The organism is Candidatus Limnocylindrales bacterium, from assembly GCA_035559535.1.
GTDB lineage: Bacteria > Moduliflexota > Moduliflexia > Moduliflexales > JAUQPW01 > JAUQPW01.
Genome location: DATMBG010000048.1, coordinates 1 through 14573, shown reverse-complemented (window position 1 = coordinate 14573; position 14573 = coordinate 1). Strand labels below are relative to the sequence as shown.

16 protein-coding genes are annotated in these 14573 nt (G+C 44.3%); 12 read left to right on the top strand and 4 right to left on the bottom strand.

All coding sequences use genetic code 11. From position 1 onward, the window contains the following. Positions 1–121: 121 nt before the first annotated feature. From lepA to VNM22_18000, 3 genes are all read right to left on the bottom strand, one after another. Positions 122–1918: a translation elongation factor 4 gene (gene lepA, locus VNM22_18010; protein HWP49056.1), complete on the bottom strand. Its 1797-nt coding sequence runs from the start codon at positions 1916–1918 to the stop codon at positions 122–124. A 29-nt stretch (positions 1919–1947) separates the two neighbouring features. Continuing rightward, positions 1948–2478 carry a hypothetical protein gene (locus VNM22_18005; protein ID HWP49055.1) on the bottom strand — a complete coding sequence of 177 codons (531 nt, stop codon included), beginning with the start codon at positions 2476–2478 and terminating at the stop codon, positions 1948–1950. 489 nt (positions 2479–2967) lie between these two features. Next, positions 2968–3486, bottom strand: coding sequence for a superoxide dismutase family protein (locus VNM22_18000; protein HWP49054.1), 519 nt, complete (start codon positions 3484–3486; stop codon positions 2968–2970). Positions 3487–3713: 227 nt separating this feature from the next. On the opposite strand from VNM22_18000, the gene VNM22_17995 reads away from it, so the two are divergent. Both VNM22_17995 and VNM22_17990 read left to right on the top strand, forming a co-directional pair. Beyond that, entirely contained in the window at positions 3714–4892 is a 1179-nt protein-coding gene (locus tag VNM22_17995) for a hypothetical protein (GenBank protein ID HWP49053.1), read from the top strand. A gap of 15 nt (positions 4893–4907) precedes the next feature. Beyond that, positions 4908–5591, top strand: a complete 684-nt coding sequence (locus tag VNM22_17990; protein ID HWP49052.1) for a tetratricopeptide repeat protein — start codon at positions 4908–4910, stop codon at positions 5589–5591. Positions 5592–5757: 166 nt separating this feature from the next. Here VNM22_17990 and cobT read toward each other — a convergent pair whose 3' ends face one another. Continuing rightward, positions 5758–6804: a nicotinate-nucleotide--dimethylbenzimidazole phosphoribosyltransferase gene (gene cobT / locus VNM22_17985; GenBank protein ID HWP49051.1), complete on the bottom strand. Its 1047-nt coding sequence runs from the start codon at positions 6802–6804 to the stop codon at positions 5758–5760. A gap of 545 nt (positions 6805–7349) precedes the next feature. On the opposite strand from cobT, the gene VNM22_17980 reads away from it, so the two are divergent. The 10 genes from VNM22_17980 to VNM22_17935 form a co-directional block, all read left to right on the top strand. After that, entirely contained in the window at positions 7350–7925 is a 576-nt protein-coding gene (locus tag VNM22_17980) for a hypothetical protein (protein HWP49050.1), read from the top strand. Positions 7926–8080: 155 nt separating this feature from the next. Beyond that, complete coding sequence (locus tag VNM22_17975; GenBank protein ID HWP49049.1) at positions 8081–9274, top strand: mandelate racemase/muconate lactonizing enzyme family protein; 1194 nt, start codon at positions 8081–8083, stop codon at positions 9272–9274. A gap of 129 nt (positions 9275–9403) precedes the next feature. Further along, positions 9404–9778, top strand: a complete 375-nt coding sequence (locus VNM22_17970) for a phage holin family protein (protein HWP49048.1) — start codon at positions 9404–9406, stop codon at positions 9776–9778. 283 nt (positions 9779–10061) lie between these two features. Beyond that, positions 10062–11063, top strand: a complete 1002-nt coding sequence (locus VNM22_17965) for an SH3 domain-containing protein (protein ID HWP49047.1) — start codon at positions 10062–10064, stop codon at positions 11061–11063. A 410-nt stretch (positions 11064–11473) separates the two neighbouring features. After that, complete coding sequence (locus VNM22_17960; protein ID HWP49046.1) at positions 11474–11695, top strand: hypothetical protein; 222 nt, start codon at positions 11474–11476, stop codon at positions 11693–11695. 299 nt (positions 11696–11994) lie between these two features. Continuing rightward, on the top strand, positions 11995–12438 hold the full coding sequence (locus tag VNM22_17955; GenBank protein ID HWP49045.1) for a hypothetical protein: 444 nt from the start codon (positions 11995–11997) through the stop codon (positions 12436–12438). 100 nt (positions 12439–12538) lie between these two features. Then, positions 12539–12754, top strand: a complete 216-nt coding sequence (locus VNM22_17950) for a hypothetical protein (protein ID HWP49044.1) — start codon at positions 12539–12541, stop codon at positions 12752–12754. Between the two features lie 5 nt (positions 12755–12759). Then, positions 12760–13176 carry a hypothetical protein gene (locus VNM22_17945; GenBank protein ID HWP49043.1) on the top strand — a complete coding sequence of 139 codons (417 nt, stop codon included), beginning with the start codon at positions 12760–12762 and terminating at the stop codon, positions 13174–13176. A gap of 63 nt (positions 13177–13239) precedes the next feature. After that, a complete protein-coding gene (locus VNM22_17940) occupies positions 13240–14064 on the top strand; it encodes a ThiF family adenylyltransferase (protein HWP49042.1) in 825 nt (274 codons plus the stop codon). Positions 14065–14365: 301 nt separating this feature from the next. Next, the coding region (locus VNM22_17935; protein ID HWP49041.1) for a hypothetical protein at positions 14366–14573 on the top strand (208 nt) is incomplete at its 3' end.

Here is a 14573-nt window from a genome sequence, read left to right as displayed (position 1 = left end):
TCAGGATAAAGGCTATGAGGGCTGTGACCACAATTTCAAACCAAGTCATTCCAAAGGAACACGAAGGCGCAAAGAAGCTAAATTTTTTTACTTGCATCTTTGCGCCTTTGTAAGAAACACTCTAATCGATCTTCAATACAGCCATAAAAGCCTCTTGGGGTACTTCAACCCGCCCCACTTGCTTCATCCGTTTCTTACCTTCCTTTTGTTTCTCCAGCAGTTTTCGTTTTCGGGTAATATCTCCGCCATAACATTTAGCCGTAACATTTTTCCGAAGAGGACGAACCGTTTCTCTGGCTATAACACGCCCTCCGATGGCTGCCTGAATCGCTACCTCAAAAAGTTGTCTGGGAATAAGCTCTCGCATTTTTTCAACCAGTTGCTTTCCTCGATAATAAGCTTTTTCCCTATGAACTATAGTCGACAGGGCATCTACGGGTTCGCCGTTCAATAAAATATCCAGTTTGACCAGATCCGATTCTCGATAACCGATGTGTTCATAATCCAGAGAAGCATAACCCTTCGTGGAGGATTTCAATTTATCGTAGAAATCCATAATGATTTCGTTCAAGGGGAATTCGTAGGTGAGCAGGACCTTCGTGCTATCCAGATATTCCATTTTCTTTTGAATCCCTCGTCGTTCTTGGGCCAATTTCAAAACGTTTCCGACAAAGTCGGTAGGAACCAGAATCGTTGCCAGTACATAAGGTTCCTCAATCCTTTGATATTGGGTGGGAGGGGGAAGTTTGGTTGGATTATCCACCTGAATTACACTTCCATCCTTCATAATAACCCGATAAACCACGCTGGGTGCGGTGGTAACCAGAGTCAGATCGAATTCCCGTTCCAGTCTTTCTTGAACGATCTCCATATGAAGTAGTCCTAAAAATCCACAACGGAACCCAAAACCTAAAGCGGCGGAAGTTTCAGGTTCATAGGAAAAAGCCGAATCATTCAACCGAAGCTTTTCAAGGGCATCTCGAAGGGCTTCATAATCCTGGCTATCTACAGGATAAAGTCCACTGAAAACCATGGGTTTGATGTGCTTGAATCCGGGAAGAGGCGTTGGGGTCGGTCGGTCTGCTTCGGTAACGGTATCCCCGACTTTGGTATCACTGACCTGCTTAATTCCCGCTATAAAGTAGCCAACGGTCCCTGCCGTCAATTCGGAGGTGGGAATCATATCCAATCGAAGAATGCCTACTTCACTGACTTCAAAGACTTTTTCGTTGGACATCATTTTAATCCGCATCCCCTTTTTAAGGGTTCCATCGTAAACACGAATATAAACGACCGCCCCTTGATAGGTATCAAACCAGGAGTCAAAAATAAGGGCTTTTAGCGGAGCTGCCGGATCTCCCTTAGGAGGAGGAATTCTTCGAATAATAGCCTCCAGTACGTCTTCAATACCTATACCTTGTTTGGCACTGATCAGAACGGCATCGTTGGCGTCAATACCCAAGATGTCTTCAATTTGAGCTTTCGTCCGTTCTATATCTGCACTGGGCAAATCAATTTTGTTGATAACCGGGATAATCTCCAGGTTATTTTCCATGGCCAGGTAAACATTCGCCAGAGTTTGAGCCTCAACCCCCTGACTCGCATCTACGACCAGCAAGGCCCCCTCACAGGCTGCCAGACTTCGAGACACTTCATAGGAGAAGTCTACATGTCCGGGGGTATCGATAAGGTTGAGAAGATATTCTTTACCATCCTTGGCTTTATACACCAGGCGAACGGCGTGGGCCTTAATGGTAATGCCACGCTCCCGCTCCAGGTCCATATTATCCAGAACCTGCTCCTTCATCTCCCGGTCTGAAAGGGTTCCTGTGATTTCCAATAATCGGTCCGCTAAGGTAGATTTACCATGATCAATGTGAGCGATAATAGAAAAATTACGAATATTTTCAATATTCATGGATATACCTGGAGTTCATTAACCCGTGTTTACCAACCCATTTGTCTTCCGATATATTGATAAACAGGATCCTGCAAGTATTCCTTCTCAAGATTTAGTGCGTTGATACAGTATTCAAAGTTATCCGATAACTTCCTGAATAGAGAAGCCGTAGGTTTATATCGATCAATCTCTGCAACAATCCAGTACGACTCTTTGCCTTGTTCAACATAGTATTCCGGACTTAGGGGGCGTCGAGGACGTCTCAGACTTTCTGGAAAAAGACCTAAAATAAACAGGGAGTAATCTCCAATATGCTTACGTACCTCTCTCTGTTGTTGAAAATCTGCCTCACTGGCTGCCAAGAGCATATCTACAATATAAACCAGGCGTTCTCCGGCTGTATTCCTGAGTTTATAAAGATTATCGATATGGGTAAATCGAACCAGTAAATCGGAGATGTAAAAAACCAGTTCTTCGTCTTTAACTCCTATACCTTCCAGGGTAGCTTCGGTTAATTTATGAAAGAGTTGTCTTAAAGGATGTCCTTGAGGAATCTCTCTCGTTTTGTCTTCGAACATAAAAAACGCCTCCCTTTCAAATTACATCAAATCGGGAACAATTACAAGTCTACTAGAACCTTTGCCTATTCAAATTTCTAGTCAGGTTCCCACTCTAAAGTCAAGGAAAATATCTTACTGTCTGAGGGCCCATGACCTTTAAGATCCTTCCTCTTTATCAAAGAGAACAAATTCTCCCCTTTCTTTACTTAAAGAGAACTCCCTTATGAAAAGTCGGGATCCCGTTGCTCAGCCAGGACCTCGTAAACTTTTTAATTCTCCATTGACTTTTCACCTGCAAATTTAACACCACTACAGGGTGAAAAAGACTAAACTCGATTTATCTTATATTTTCCCTCCTTTTAAGGGTAATGGCAGGATCCGATCAGGTAGCCAGATCTTATAAACTATTTTAAAAGTAAAAAACCTCCGAGGCAATTAAAACCTCGGAGGCTTCAACCTGGAGATATCTCTGTTTTTCTCTTTCTATCCTATCTCCGACTCTTTTCCCTACTTGGTAATAACCCCACACGCGATACGATCCCCGGCATTTCCGGCAGGATCGGTCTTTTCATCGTCGGGGTTAGCGTGGATCACCAGGGCGGTACCCTCAGGCTGTAGGAGAGAATTTTTACCTTCACCTAAAGTTACCTGCTTGGCTACAACCTCTACCTTGGCGGTACCATCTGACCCTACGGTTAAATTGGGTAAATCCCCGGCATGGGGTCCTTCGGGATTTTGTAATCCGTGCTTCTTTCCCGTTGGATTAAAGTGAGCTCCCGCGGATTTGAAGTCGGGTGGCTCACATTTGCCCACGGCATGGATATGAAATCCATGGGAGCCCGGAGGAAGATTGGAGACCTCCAACGTGATCTTAACCCCTTCAGCTTCCTGAGTAAACGTTGCAGTACCTATCTTCTCCCCTTTTGAGTTTTTCAACTCTGCCTTCGCAGTTTGTGCATTTGCCTGGGTATAAAGGGCTGTGCTGAGCAAAAATAATATGCCTAAAAAGAAAATTCCCTGCTTCATTTTTATTCACCTCCTATAAGTTTCACAAAAAGGGTTTAACTGGACTTCTTAGTTTCAAATTTCACTCCTTTAACTCCTCTTTTAAAGTAATTCGCTCTCTAAATCAGGTCAAGAAACAAAAAGAGGTGTGAACTGACTTCGTTCTTGACAGGTCTCTCTCTCCCCTGTTAAAATCAAATATAATCTTGAATTAAAGGGATCTATTCTGAGCTTCTTACGATCTTTTTATGCAACTACCTATAAATATCTTCCCATTCAGGGAACTAAAGGGTTATGGAATCTTATTGGCTTTTCTGATGGAGATTTTAACACCCGCTAAAGCCCAAGATACTGTCATGGGTCTGGGAGATCCCAACTTTAAAGCCCAGATGGACTATGGGCTATTCAATGTCTGGGTCATCTATCCGAAAGAACAGGCTTTGCAGGGAAAAGAGAATACCCCCTTTAATATCCGAATTCAGGCCATGTTGAAACCGGAAGGGGATGTAACCAGGCTAAAAATCCTGGATTTAAGTCCTCTGGACTCAGGAGTCGGAATCCGATTTCGGTTTGTACGGGATCAGCTTTGTGGAGAGGTCTCCGGTTCTATTGTTTGCAAAGAATTTGTTTATTCATTGGCGATAGATCCGAAAGTGATCCCCAGGCGACACCCTATTCAGTTTAAAATTCAATATAAGGATTTTGAAGTGATCCCTATCGAAGAGCTTTTATACGTAGGAACTACCAATCGTGGATTGTTGGAGGTCTCCGGAAGCTGGAATCGTAATCAGAAATGGGATGTGGGGGATCGAAAAATATTGACCATTCCTTTGGAGAATAACTTCCCGGACTATATTCTCTTCCTGGATGAAGTCATCGTAGAACTTAACAGGCAGGACCTTTATGAAGTTACCGAGACACATCCTGAGCAAATCTTTCCGGGAGAGAAAAACGCCGAGATCATTCTCAAGGCCAGAGTACTTACGTTCCCCTGGAATACCCTGTTTTCCAGGAACTTTTCCCCGGATGATACGGCCAGGGTTAAAATCAATTATCGAGACGAATACGGCAGAAGTATTCGAGATTTTAGCTTCACGGTTCCCGTTACGTTTCAAATTCGGGATTTGACCCTTTATCTGTATTTATTGTTCCCTCTTTTGCTAGGTACCTGCATTGGGAGCTACCTCAAACTCACAAAAACTAAAGAGCCCTGGAAACCGTTTCATTTACTAAGCTCTTGCCTGGTTGGACTGGTTGCTTATACCCTGGCTTTTAGTGGAAGATTTGAAATCTCGGCTTTCAACTTTTCCTTTCAAGCTAAAGATGCCTTAGGAACCCTCCTGATCGGGTTTCTGAGTGGCTGGTGGGGGTTAGAGCTGATCGACAAACTTTTCGGAGGAACCGCTGAAACAGATAAGAAAACGTGAAGAAGAAATTCTCACATGGGTAAAATGAAGAATTTAAGAATTAGAATTAAAGATATCCTAGCTATTTTTTTTAGTTTGTATAGCTTATTGTCTTCTCCAGGGATTATGGCAGAGACCCCGGAGAAGGAATATGAAATAGGTCTTTTTTTCTATAATAACGATGATATCTCGGATAAGACCGTGGAGATTTTTCAATCCTTAATCCGTAAATATCCCAACACCCCAACAGCCGAAGAAGCGGCTTACCAGTTGGGACGGTATTATCAGAAGAAATTTTATATTGTCCGGGACCTGCGAGGTATAACGGATCCTTCCAGTTTAGAACAGGCAGCGGGTGCTTATAGAGACTTTATTCAGAATTACGAGGATAAAGCCAGTAAGGAGCTGGCAGATGCTTACTTTTATCTGGCACTAACCTATTTTGAGCTTGGAAATAAAGAAGCCGCCCTGCAGAGCCTCCAACACATGATAAGCTCTGAAACCTTGAAGGATGACCAGGTAAGAGTAGATCGATTAATCTGGTCTCGCCGACCTCAAGATCGGATCGATGGTACCTTTAATACGCAGGAACTGGCTAAAAAAACCCTGGAAATATTCCACTCTTACCCGACAACACCTTTCCAATTAAGAGATTCCAAGGAGCTAGAGACTTTAATCCTGTGGTGTAAAAATATTTATTCCAGAAAACAGGCTCGATAAGAGCCGACACCGAAAAACTAAGTTATACCAACGTAGGAAACACCCGTTAGTAGGCCCAGGCTCCTAAGCAACCAGGCTTTATAAAAAACCGAATTTTAATCCCTTATTCCGGGTAACTCCTGAACGATAAAAACAATGAGGGTCCTGGGGCTCTCGGCAGAATTTTTCATTTCCTGGAAACTCCGGCCTCTTCAAAGGTTGCCATTTCATTATAGATTTTAACCCCCGCTTCCAGAAGGCCCATAGCAAGCGCAGCTCCTGTACCTTCCCCTAAACGTAAACTGAGATCCAATATAGGGGACAATCCCATTTTATCCAGCGTGATACCATGACCAATCTCAACGGATTTGTGGGAGGCAAAAAGATAAGGGCCAACAGCAGGAGCCAGTTGATAGGCAATAAGGGCGGCTGCCGTTGAAATGAGTCCATCCAGAACTACCGGAATTCGACGCGCTCCGGCAGCCAGGACAATTCCTGCAAGACCTCCTATTTCATACCCACCGACCTTTGCCAGGACGTCTATGGGATCTTTGGGGTCGGGATGATTGATTTCCAGAGCTTTTTCAATCACCCGGATCTTGTGGGCTAACTGGGCTTCAGTAATGCCCGTACCCCTCCCCGTAACCGCTTTGACTTCTACCCCTGTTATACAGGCAATGATGGCACTACTGGGGGTAGTATTTCCGATTCCCATATCTCCAATCCCGATAATGTCCCCATTCCCCCATTCTTCCATAAGTTCTATTCCTGTTTCAATAGTCTTGACCGCTTCTTCTCGAGTCATGGCAGGTCCTTCGGCTATATTTCGAGTACCATATCCAATCTTTCGGATGATCAGCCCAGGCTGCGGCTTTAAATCGACGGCAACCCCCATGTCTACCACAATAACCCGGGCTCCCACATGTCGGGCCAGGACATTGATTGCAGCCCCCCCTCGAAGAAAGTTATAAACCATCTGGGAAGTAACCTCTTGGGGATAAGCGCTGACACCCTCCCGGACGACTCCGTGATCTCCGGCCAGGGTAAAGATAATCTTCTTTTCCAGAGAAGGCCGCTCCCGACCGGTAATTCCCACTATTTTTTTAGCAAACTCCTCCAACTTTCCAAGACTCCCCTGGGGTTTGGTCAAACGATCCAGTCGTGCCTGGGCTTTTTTCATAAGCTCAATATGGATGGGTTGGATCTTATTTAAAGTTTCTTGAATTTTTTCCATAAAATTTGCCTCTCTATCCAGCTTCTTCTCCCACAAGCTCCGGGAGGGGCAACCTGTTTATAAAAATCTTTACAGATCACTCCTGTAGAGCCTGAAGGTTTCTCCGGTATGAAGGGCTATAAATAGGCCGTCCCCACAGGACTTTTTTTACTTATTAGCTTCAGACCTGCGGAAATGGGCCTGTAAGGCTGCCCTGTTAAAGGGGTTTCCTGGGATTGCCACAACCTTATTGGACACTAGGTTCGCGGCGGATTAATATTATCTAATATCTAAAAATACTACTTTCTTCAAGGGATAAAGACTAAAACTATCAACTTAAAGTTTAAGATTAAGGGAATATTCAAAAGAAAAGCTCCGATTAAGACCTATCGGGTTTTCGAGAGAATCTACTTGACGGGAATGGCAGTTGGGGTTAGTATGCAGCCTATAAAAGCTGAGTTATACAAATTTCAGAGCTAAGGGTTAATTGAGTCTATTCCGATATTCGAGGTATTTCCGTAGGAAGTTTTCATATGGAAGGGTACCCGATTGGAAAGGAGAGAATCATGGAATCAAAGGAAAGAGAAGCCTTTCAAAAAAAGATGGAAGCCCAACTCAATGAATGGAGTGCTAAAATCGATGAGTTAAAAGCCAGGGCTGAAAAGGCGGTCGCGGAAGCCAAAGTCGAACTTAATAAGCTCATTGAGGAATTGTCTTCCAAGCAACAAATAGCCCGGGAGAAACTAAAGGAATTGAAGAAAGCCGGTGATGAAACCTGGAAGGATCTTAAGGCCAGTGTGGAGAAAGCCTGGGAGGATCTTCGGACAACCCTGGATGCTGCGGTTTCAAAATCAAAGCAACAAAAAGAAGAATACCAGAGAAAAATGGAAGCGAAAATAAAGGAATTCGATACCTGGATAGGCGACTTGAAGGTTAAGGCTGAAAAAACAGGAACAGAATTAAAGGCTGAATTAAGTAAAAAGCTGGACGAGTTATCTAAGAAGAAAGAAGCAATCCAGAAGAAGTTAGAAGGGCTGAAATCTGCCGGTGTAGAAGCCTGGGAAGATATAAAAATGGGGATTGACTCGGCTATGGAGGATTTAGAGAAAGCCTATAAGCAGGTACGATCTCGATTCAAGTAAGATGCGGATAGGCTGAGAAAACCGGTGGAAAGGGCTATTAGGTGGGAAGGTCGGTTCTGTTAATCGGCGGGGGGGGGTTTGGAGTGAATCCCTTCCATGTTAGTCAGATAAACTTTTCTATTAACCGGTACTATCCATGAGGAAAGGAGAAGTTCATGAAAATTACCGCTATTGAAACGATCCGTGTGGAAGAGTTTCCAAACTTATTGTGGGTCCAGATTCATACCGATGAGGGTCTCGTAGGCTTAGGGGAGACTTTTTATGGTCCCCATTCGGCGGAAGCCCACATTCATCATATTATTGCACCTTATTTGCTTGGGCAGGATCCTTTGAAAATCGATCGGCATCAGGCCCATCTCATCGGTTATGTGGGATTTGTAGGAACCAGTGCCGAGATGCGGGGTCGGTCTGCCGTCGATATTGCCTTGTGGGATTTATGGGGGCAGGCAACCCATCAACCTATCCATCAACTTTTAGGCGGATCCATCCGGGATAGTATTCGGGTCTACAATACCTGTGCAGGGTATAGATATGTGCAAAATCGACCCACCCAGGGTACGGCGAACTTCGGTCTTGGGGCTACGGAAGGCCCTTATGAAGATCTGGAGGCTTTTTTGAACCGTGCAGATGAGCTGGCCCACAGCCTGCTGGAGATGGGTATTACCGGAATGAAGATTTGGCCCTTCGATTATGCTGCCGAAGCCTCTAACGGTCAGTATATTTCCGCAGCGGACCTTAAAAAGGCCCTGGAACCCTTCGAGAAGATTCGAAAAGCCGTTGGAGATAAGATGGATGTAATGGCCGAACTCCATTCCCTGTGGAACCGACCCATGGCGGTAAAAATAACCCGCGCCCTGGAGCCGTATGATCCCCTTTGGGTCGAAGATCCGGTCTTTATGGATCATCTGCACAGCCTTGAAGAAGTGGCCCGTTCTACAACAGTCCCCATTGCCGTGGGGGAGACCCGTGGCGGACGTGCCGATTTTCGCTATCTCCTGGAAATGGATGCCTTGAGTCTGATTATTCTGGACCTCTCCTGGTGTGGAGGCCTGTCAGAGGCACGTAAAATCGCGGCTATGGCCGAAGCCTGGCATGTACCTGTGGCCTTCCATGATTGTACCGGTCCTGTGGTACTTACGGCTTCAACTCATCTGGCCCTGAATACCCGTAACTGCTTTATCCAGGAGATCGTTCGAGCCTTCTACTACGGCTGGTATGGACAATTGGTTACCGACCTTCCTCCCATCGAGAAGGGAATGATCCGCCCTCCTCAGGCCCCAGGACTCGGACTCAAGCTCCTGCCGGAGGTATTGAAACGTAAAGATTGCCATATTCGTCGAAGTGAATAAAGACTACTTCATGCCAGCTTCCGTTGAGCTTGCATGGTTTTGAATATTTCGATAAATTGATAAAATCTTAAAAAAAGGACAAAGGCCGATCCAACCTTTAAGGGATCCCGGCTTGCCCTTTAAATCTCTATGAGAGGATTCTTAATTCGCTGGTTCATCAATGCCATCGCCTTAGGCCTGACCAGTTGGCTGGTTAAGGGAATCGATATCCAGGGTCTGGGAACTCTTTTGATAGCTTCTTTGGTTCTGGGAATCCTGAATGCCCTTCTGAGACCTATCATTCTCCTTTTAACCCTTCCCCTTAATATACTTACCCTCGGATTGTTTACCTTTGTCGTTAATGCCTTTATGCTCATGATGGCTTCTAAGCTCGTAGAAGGTTTTGTGATTACAGACTTCTGGTCTGCCCTGGTGGGGGCTATTATTTTGAGTATCATCAGTTTCTTTATCAGTGTTTTTATAGGAAATCGTGGGGTTGAGTATATCTTTATCAAACAAGGATGATTTCTCTGATCCCTTGGATCCCCTTGCAGCAGGTCTCTCAGGTCGAAGATTTTTAGATTCCATCATTGCTACCCAAAGGAAGCCTCGCCGGAACGTTTAAACCTTAAGTCAAAGGCATGGGGCTGAAGCCCGGGAACGAAGATTCAATTCTATAAAATTGAATATAAAATACCGGAAAGGGCCGAAAACCTTCCCTTGACAATTTATTTGGGTTAACAGATAGTGATAACTATGAACCCCGGCAGAAGAAAACCTTTAAATTCTATTAAAACTGGAGGATAGCATGAAAAAGCTTCTTGTACTGGCTATGGGATTTTTACTTATCACGGTGCTTATCCTGTTGGGTTTGGATTTCATTGCCAGCCGTAAGAAACCTCCCTTGGTTACTGAGAACAAAGGGGCTATCCAACCACCTCCAGAAAAAAAAGTGATTCCATCTCCTGTTCCTAAGGGAAAAACTCAAGAACCTACCGGTCGCTCACCTGCTTCCGATCAAACTGTAGCCCCTTCTGCAACTCCAACCGTTCCTCCCCCAACGACTAATTTGAATCCAGAAATATCCCAGGAACCTAGCATTCGTTCTGCTCAAATCCAACTTCGGGATGGCACTTCCATTAAAGGAGATATTTTCCTCGACAGGTTAAAAATTCGATCCCCTTATGGAGATCTGGCCTTAGATATGAGAAATGTTGTAACCGTACAGAATAATAAAGTGAAAATGAACGATGGCAATGTTTTCACAGGGGAATTTTTAACGAAAACGATGAAGGTTAAAACCAGGCATGGAGACCTGGATATCGACCTGGAAAAAGTTGCAGAGTTGGATGCCCGACCCCTGGATACCTCTCCGCCCAAAACCGAAGAGCCTAATACAGGCCGGGAGAAACCCCCTTCTGGGGTCGGTATGAAGGAGAAAAAACCCTCTGAAGTTCCCAGTCCATCAGAAGAAAAAACCACGGCAGAGATAGAGGAGAAAAAACCCTCTCCGGTTACTTCCGAGGTTTCCGATCAATCAAAGGAAAACACTCTCCCAAACTCTTCAGAGAAAACTGCCCCACCACCGCCCAGAAAAGAGAAAAAACCCGTTAAAGGAATTACCAATATTAAAACCGGAACTCTGAATGTGCGAGAAGGGGAGGGGGAAACCTTTAAGGTCCTTACCAGGCTTAAGAAAGGAGAAGAAGTTGAAATTCTCCAGTCTTCCGGCGAGTGGTATAAGGTTAAGTTACCCGATGGACGTGTGGGATATGTTTCGGCCCGTTATATTAAAAAAGTCGAGGAATAGCCGATACATCCTGACCCTTAACGGGAAAATCCTCCCTGATCTTGTGAAAGGAGGGAAGAAGGTTGAATTCCCTCCTTTTAATTTTTTTCTTGACATTTCTATCTATCCAGGTTTTATTGAAGGTCTATCTTAGCATGCAAGATAAGTCGATGGATAAATTTTGTATACCGACCGACCGTTTACCCATGGGAGGGTTTGTATGATGGATCTTATCCTCATAATTGTTGCATTGTCCCTGGGATTTTGTATCGGTTTTACCTTTTTTGCTTTTTTTAATCTTTCAAGGAAAAAATGATAAATAATTTGACGTATTTATCTTGTAGGTTATAATCTTAACAACCTGTTGGAGAAATTGCCGAACCGTTAATTGATCCTTTTATTCTGAAGCAAAGCTATAAGGAGGAATTTCTTTGCGAGAACACGATTTTATAAAAATTTTAGACCCTCAGGGGGGTTTCCTTCTTATTTATAAAGGAGATTTGGATAAATTCATTCTAGAGGAACATGTTGGGTTTAAGCGCATCGTTGGGCGGAAACCTGTGGTTACTATCGATTTGGAAGCTTCTGAGGAAGAATTTCAAAAACAACTTAACTTCCTGGCGGAAAAAATCCGGGAGATGGAAGGAATCTGATCTTCTCCTGGCTTGACGATCGAAAACTTTCCTTTTTGTGGTTTAAATTCCTCACGATCTGCCTTCCTGTGGACCCTCTCCCCCTTCATTAAGCCCAAGATTTCGTCTACAAACGGCCAACCCTTGCTTGATTGTCGGGATCTGACTTCTAAACCCCCTGTTTTTAAAATTCTAAATTTTTCCCTTGACAAGTTTCGTCTTTTATTTCCATTATTAAATAAGCGAATAAAAGACGAACAAGGGAGGAGGCCGTACCTGATTTTGATTACCCTGCCTCATCCCTTTGGGAGGTTAAGAGCATGCCACAAGTTCAGTCACGAGAGATACCTGTCAATCCCCTGGGAGTTTCAGAAACTTTTTATCCATCCCGTTCTACCTCTTCCTATCCGCGAACATCTGCACGTCTGATTCGGATGCTGGTAAGGGGATTAAAAATTCTCTCTGTTTTACTTTTCATAGGCTCACTGGGTTTTTACAACTGGTATGGGGGAGGGCTTTGGCTTCCGATCTTATCCGGGGCTTTAGCTATAACCCTGAATAAATGGTGGCTTTACCTGCTGATGTTGTTTTTAACGGTGACCTATCTTATTTTGATAGGATTTTACCTGAAGGTCGTCTACGATCACTTTTTAGATAATCCCGTGTACTGGGTCTCTCTTCTCCTTCTGGCCCTCATTTTGGTTATTGGTTATGTGGGATATCATACCATTCGAGAATGGAGGGCTTTTTTAGGAAGGTGGTAGAACTCCAAAAACCCTAGCAAACCCAGGGAGTTGGAAATCAGAGGCCAGGAGCCGGGGAGCTTCTGACCCCTGATTTCTGACTTCTGGTCCTTGAGTTGATATGCCGACCCTTTACGATGTGCAAGGACATCCTGTGCAAGTTCCGGCTAAAGTAACCGGAGCTGAGTTAAGGAAAACCCTTCAAATACCCCCTACCAAAGATATTTATCTGATTAAAGACGAATCCGATTCCTATACCCGAGTTCCCGAATATCATCCGATTCCGGTTAAAGATCAGGCCCGGATCGAGGTCCTCAGTTCTTTTGCCTCTGGTTAGGTTCTATGCGCAACCTCAAACGGTTGAAAACAGAGATTGAACTGTGTGAGAAAATCTACGGTAAAGATCACGTACTCTGGAGTTACGACTATAGCTGGGTTCAGATCAATCGGGTGAAACTTCCGCCCGGGTTTAATCAAAAATGGACCAATCTATTGATTATCATCCCGGATTTTTACCAATATGGAGTTGGTTTAGAGGAAGCTTATATCAGTCCCGGATTAAAAATGAATCGGGAGGGGAAATGGGTGGATATCCCTCACTATTTCGATAGTCAGTATTCACACTTTAACCGGTATGTAGACAAAGGCTGGTGTTGGATATGCGTCCATCCCGTCTGGCATTCAGATGATAACATCTTAACTTTTATCGAAATGCTGCTCATTCAGTTAGCAGAACTCCAACAGGGAAAGCGGCAGTAGGGGAAGAGGAAGGTTAAATCCTACGAGAAGATTTAGCCTTCTTTCTTCTTTCTTTATAATTTGTTGAGTTTAGAACGGTGGGACCGAAATATTCGTTGGTTGGGAGAAGCGGCCCAACAAAAAATCTTTGATACCATCCTGGCCGTTTTCGGATGTGGCGGCCTTGGAGCCATCTTTGTTCAAAGTGCCATGCATGTGGGTTTTAGCAAATTTCTTCTCATAGATCCTGACCGTGTGGAACTGTCCAATTTTAACAGGCTCCCAGGAGTTCAAGAATCCGATGTGGGCAAATACAAAGTTGAGTTTTTAAAACAAACCGTCCTTTCTTTTAATCCCCAGGCCTTTGTTAAAACCTTTCCCACCGACCTCCAAAACCTGTTGGATACTGAAGATCTTCTTCCTGCTCCAGAGGTTTGGATTGGCGGTCTAGATAATAATCTTTCCCGACTGGCTTTGCAACTCTTTGCCTCACAGCAAGGAAAACCTTTATTAGATCTGGGGTCTGGGATTATTCTTTCCCCCGAAGGGACTCTTCAGGAAAAAGGGGCCCAGGTTCGATTTTATAGACCCGGAGGGCCCTGTTTACTCTGCCAGGGTCTAAAAGTTCAAGGATACTCAGAAACCCTGGAACAGGCTCGTCGGGCCACCGGTTATATTCAGAATACCCATTTATCCTCTCCCAGTGTTATTACCCTGAATGCTGTCATAGCAAATATAGGACTCAATTTACTGGTAAACTATTTGATAAACCCCGGGGATCAGCACCCCTATTACCTTTATTACGATGAGCTAAATTACCGGCTCCTTTCCATCGAGATCTATTCAGATCCCCGGTGCCCAATTTGTGGGCAAGATGGGATTGAAAAAACGGTTCTGCCTAAAAAATAGTCTTTTTGGCCTGACAGGTTTTTTCCATACCTTCCAGCCGGATAAATTCCCGTCTAGAAACATCCCGGTTCTAAGGACCTTTACAGGAATTGCCTAAAAATTAGGCTAAACCTCTCCTGATTGCACAAAGTTTAATCAAGTTTTCTTTCTAAATGGGAGTTGATCCGGTAATCCAGAGCCCATAGTTTCCGGTGGAATTTCAAGATTTCCCGTACTCTAAACGATATGGTATACTCATTGCTCATAAAATCAGCAGTTAGGGATAAAAAATATTTATCCATTATTTAAGGAGGTTTTACCCATGACAGGAAAATTATCTGTAAGATTAATGAGCCTTCTCCTAGGAAGTCTCATCTTTATAGGGGGGGTTGGAAATTTGAACTTTGCATGGAGTGCCGAGGAGACCCCTCCCCCTCAAATTAGTGCCGGAGATACGGCCTGGATGCTGACCTCAGCGGCCCTGGTTTTGATGATGACCGCCCCTGGGCTTGCTCTGTTTTATGGCGGCA

Excerpts from the sequence above, each read along its gene's own strand:
- VNM22_17970 (HWP49048.1), top strand. The coding sequence starts at position 9,404 with ATGAGAGGATTCTTAATTCGCTGGTTCATCAATGCCATCGCCTTAGGC.
- VNM22_17990 (HWP49052.1), top strand. The coding sequence starts at position 4,908 with ATGGGTAAAATGAAGAATTTAAGAATTAGAATTAAAGATATCCTAGCT.
- VNM22_17955 (HWP49045.1), top strand. The coding sequence starts at position 11,995 with ATGCCACAAGTTCAGTCACGAGAGATACCTGTCAATCCCCTGGGAGTT.
- VNM22_18005 (HWP49055.1), bottom strand. The coding sequence starts at position 2,478 with ATGTTCGAAGACAAAACGAGAGAGATTCCTCAAGGACATCCTTTAAGA.
- VNM22_17980 (HWP49050.1), top strand. The coding sequence starts at position 7,350 with ATGGAATCAAAGGAAAGAGAAGCCTTTCAAAAAAAGATGGAAGCCCAA.
- VNM22_17950 (HWP49044.1), top strand. The coding sequence starts at position 12,539 with ATGCCGACCCTTTACGATGTGCAAGGACATCCTGTGCAAGTTCCGGCT.
- VNM22_18000 (HWP49054.1), bottom strand. The coding sequence starts at position 3,486 with ATGAAGCAGGGAATTTTCTTTTTAGGCATATTATTTTTGCTCAGCACA.
- VNM22_17945 (HWP49043.1), top strand. The coding sequence starts at position 12,760 with ATGCGCAACCTCAAACGGTTGAAAACAGAGATTGAACTGTGTGAGAAA.
- cobT (HWP49051.1), bottom strand. The coding sequence starts at position 6,804 with ATGGAAAAAATTCAAGAAACTTTAAATAAGATCCAACCCATCCATATT.
- VNM22_17975 (HWP49049.1), top strand. The coding sequence starts at position 8,081 with ATGAAAATTACCGCTATTGAAACGATCCGTGTGGAAGAGTTTCCAAAC.
- VNM22_17965 (HWP49047.1), top strand. The coding sequence starts at position 10,062 with ATGAAAAAGCTTCTTGTACTGGCTATGGGATTTTTACTTATCACGGTG.
- VNM22_17995 (HWP49053.1), top strand. The coding sequence starts at position 3,714 with ATGCAACTACCTATAAATATCTTCCCATTCAGGGAACTAAAGGGTTAT.
- lepA (HWP49056.1), bottom strand. The coding sequence starts at position 1,918 with ATGAATATTGAAAATATTCGTAATTTTTCTATTATCGCTCACATTGAT.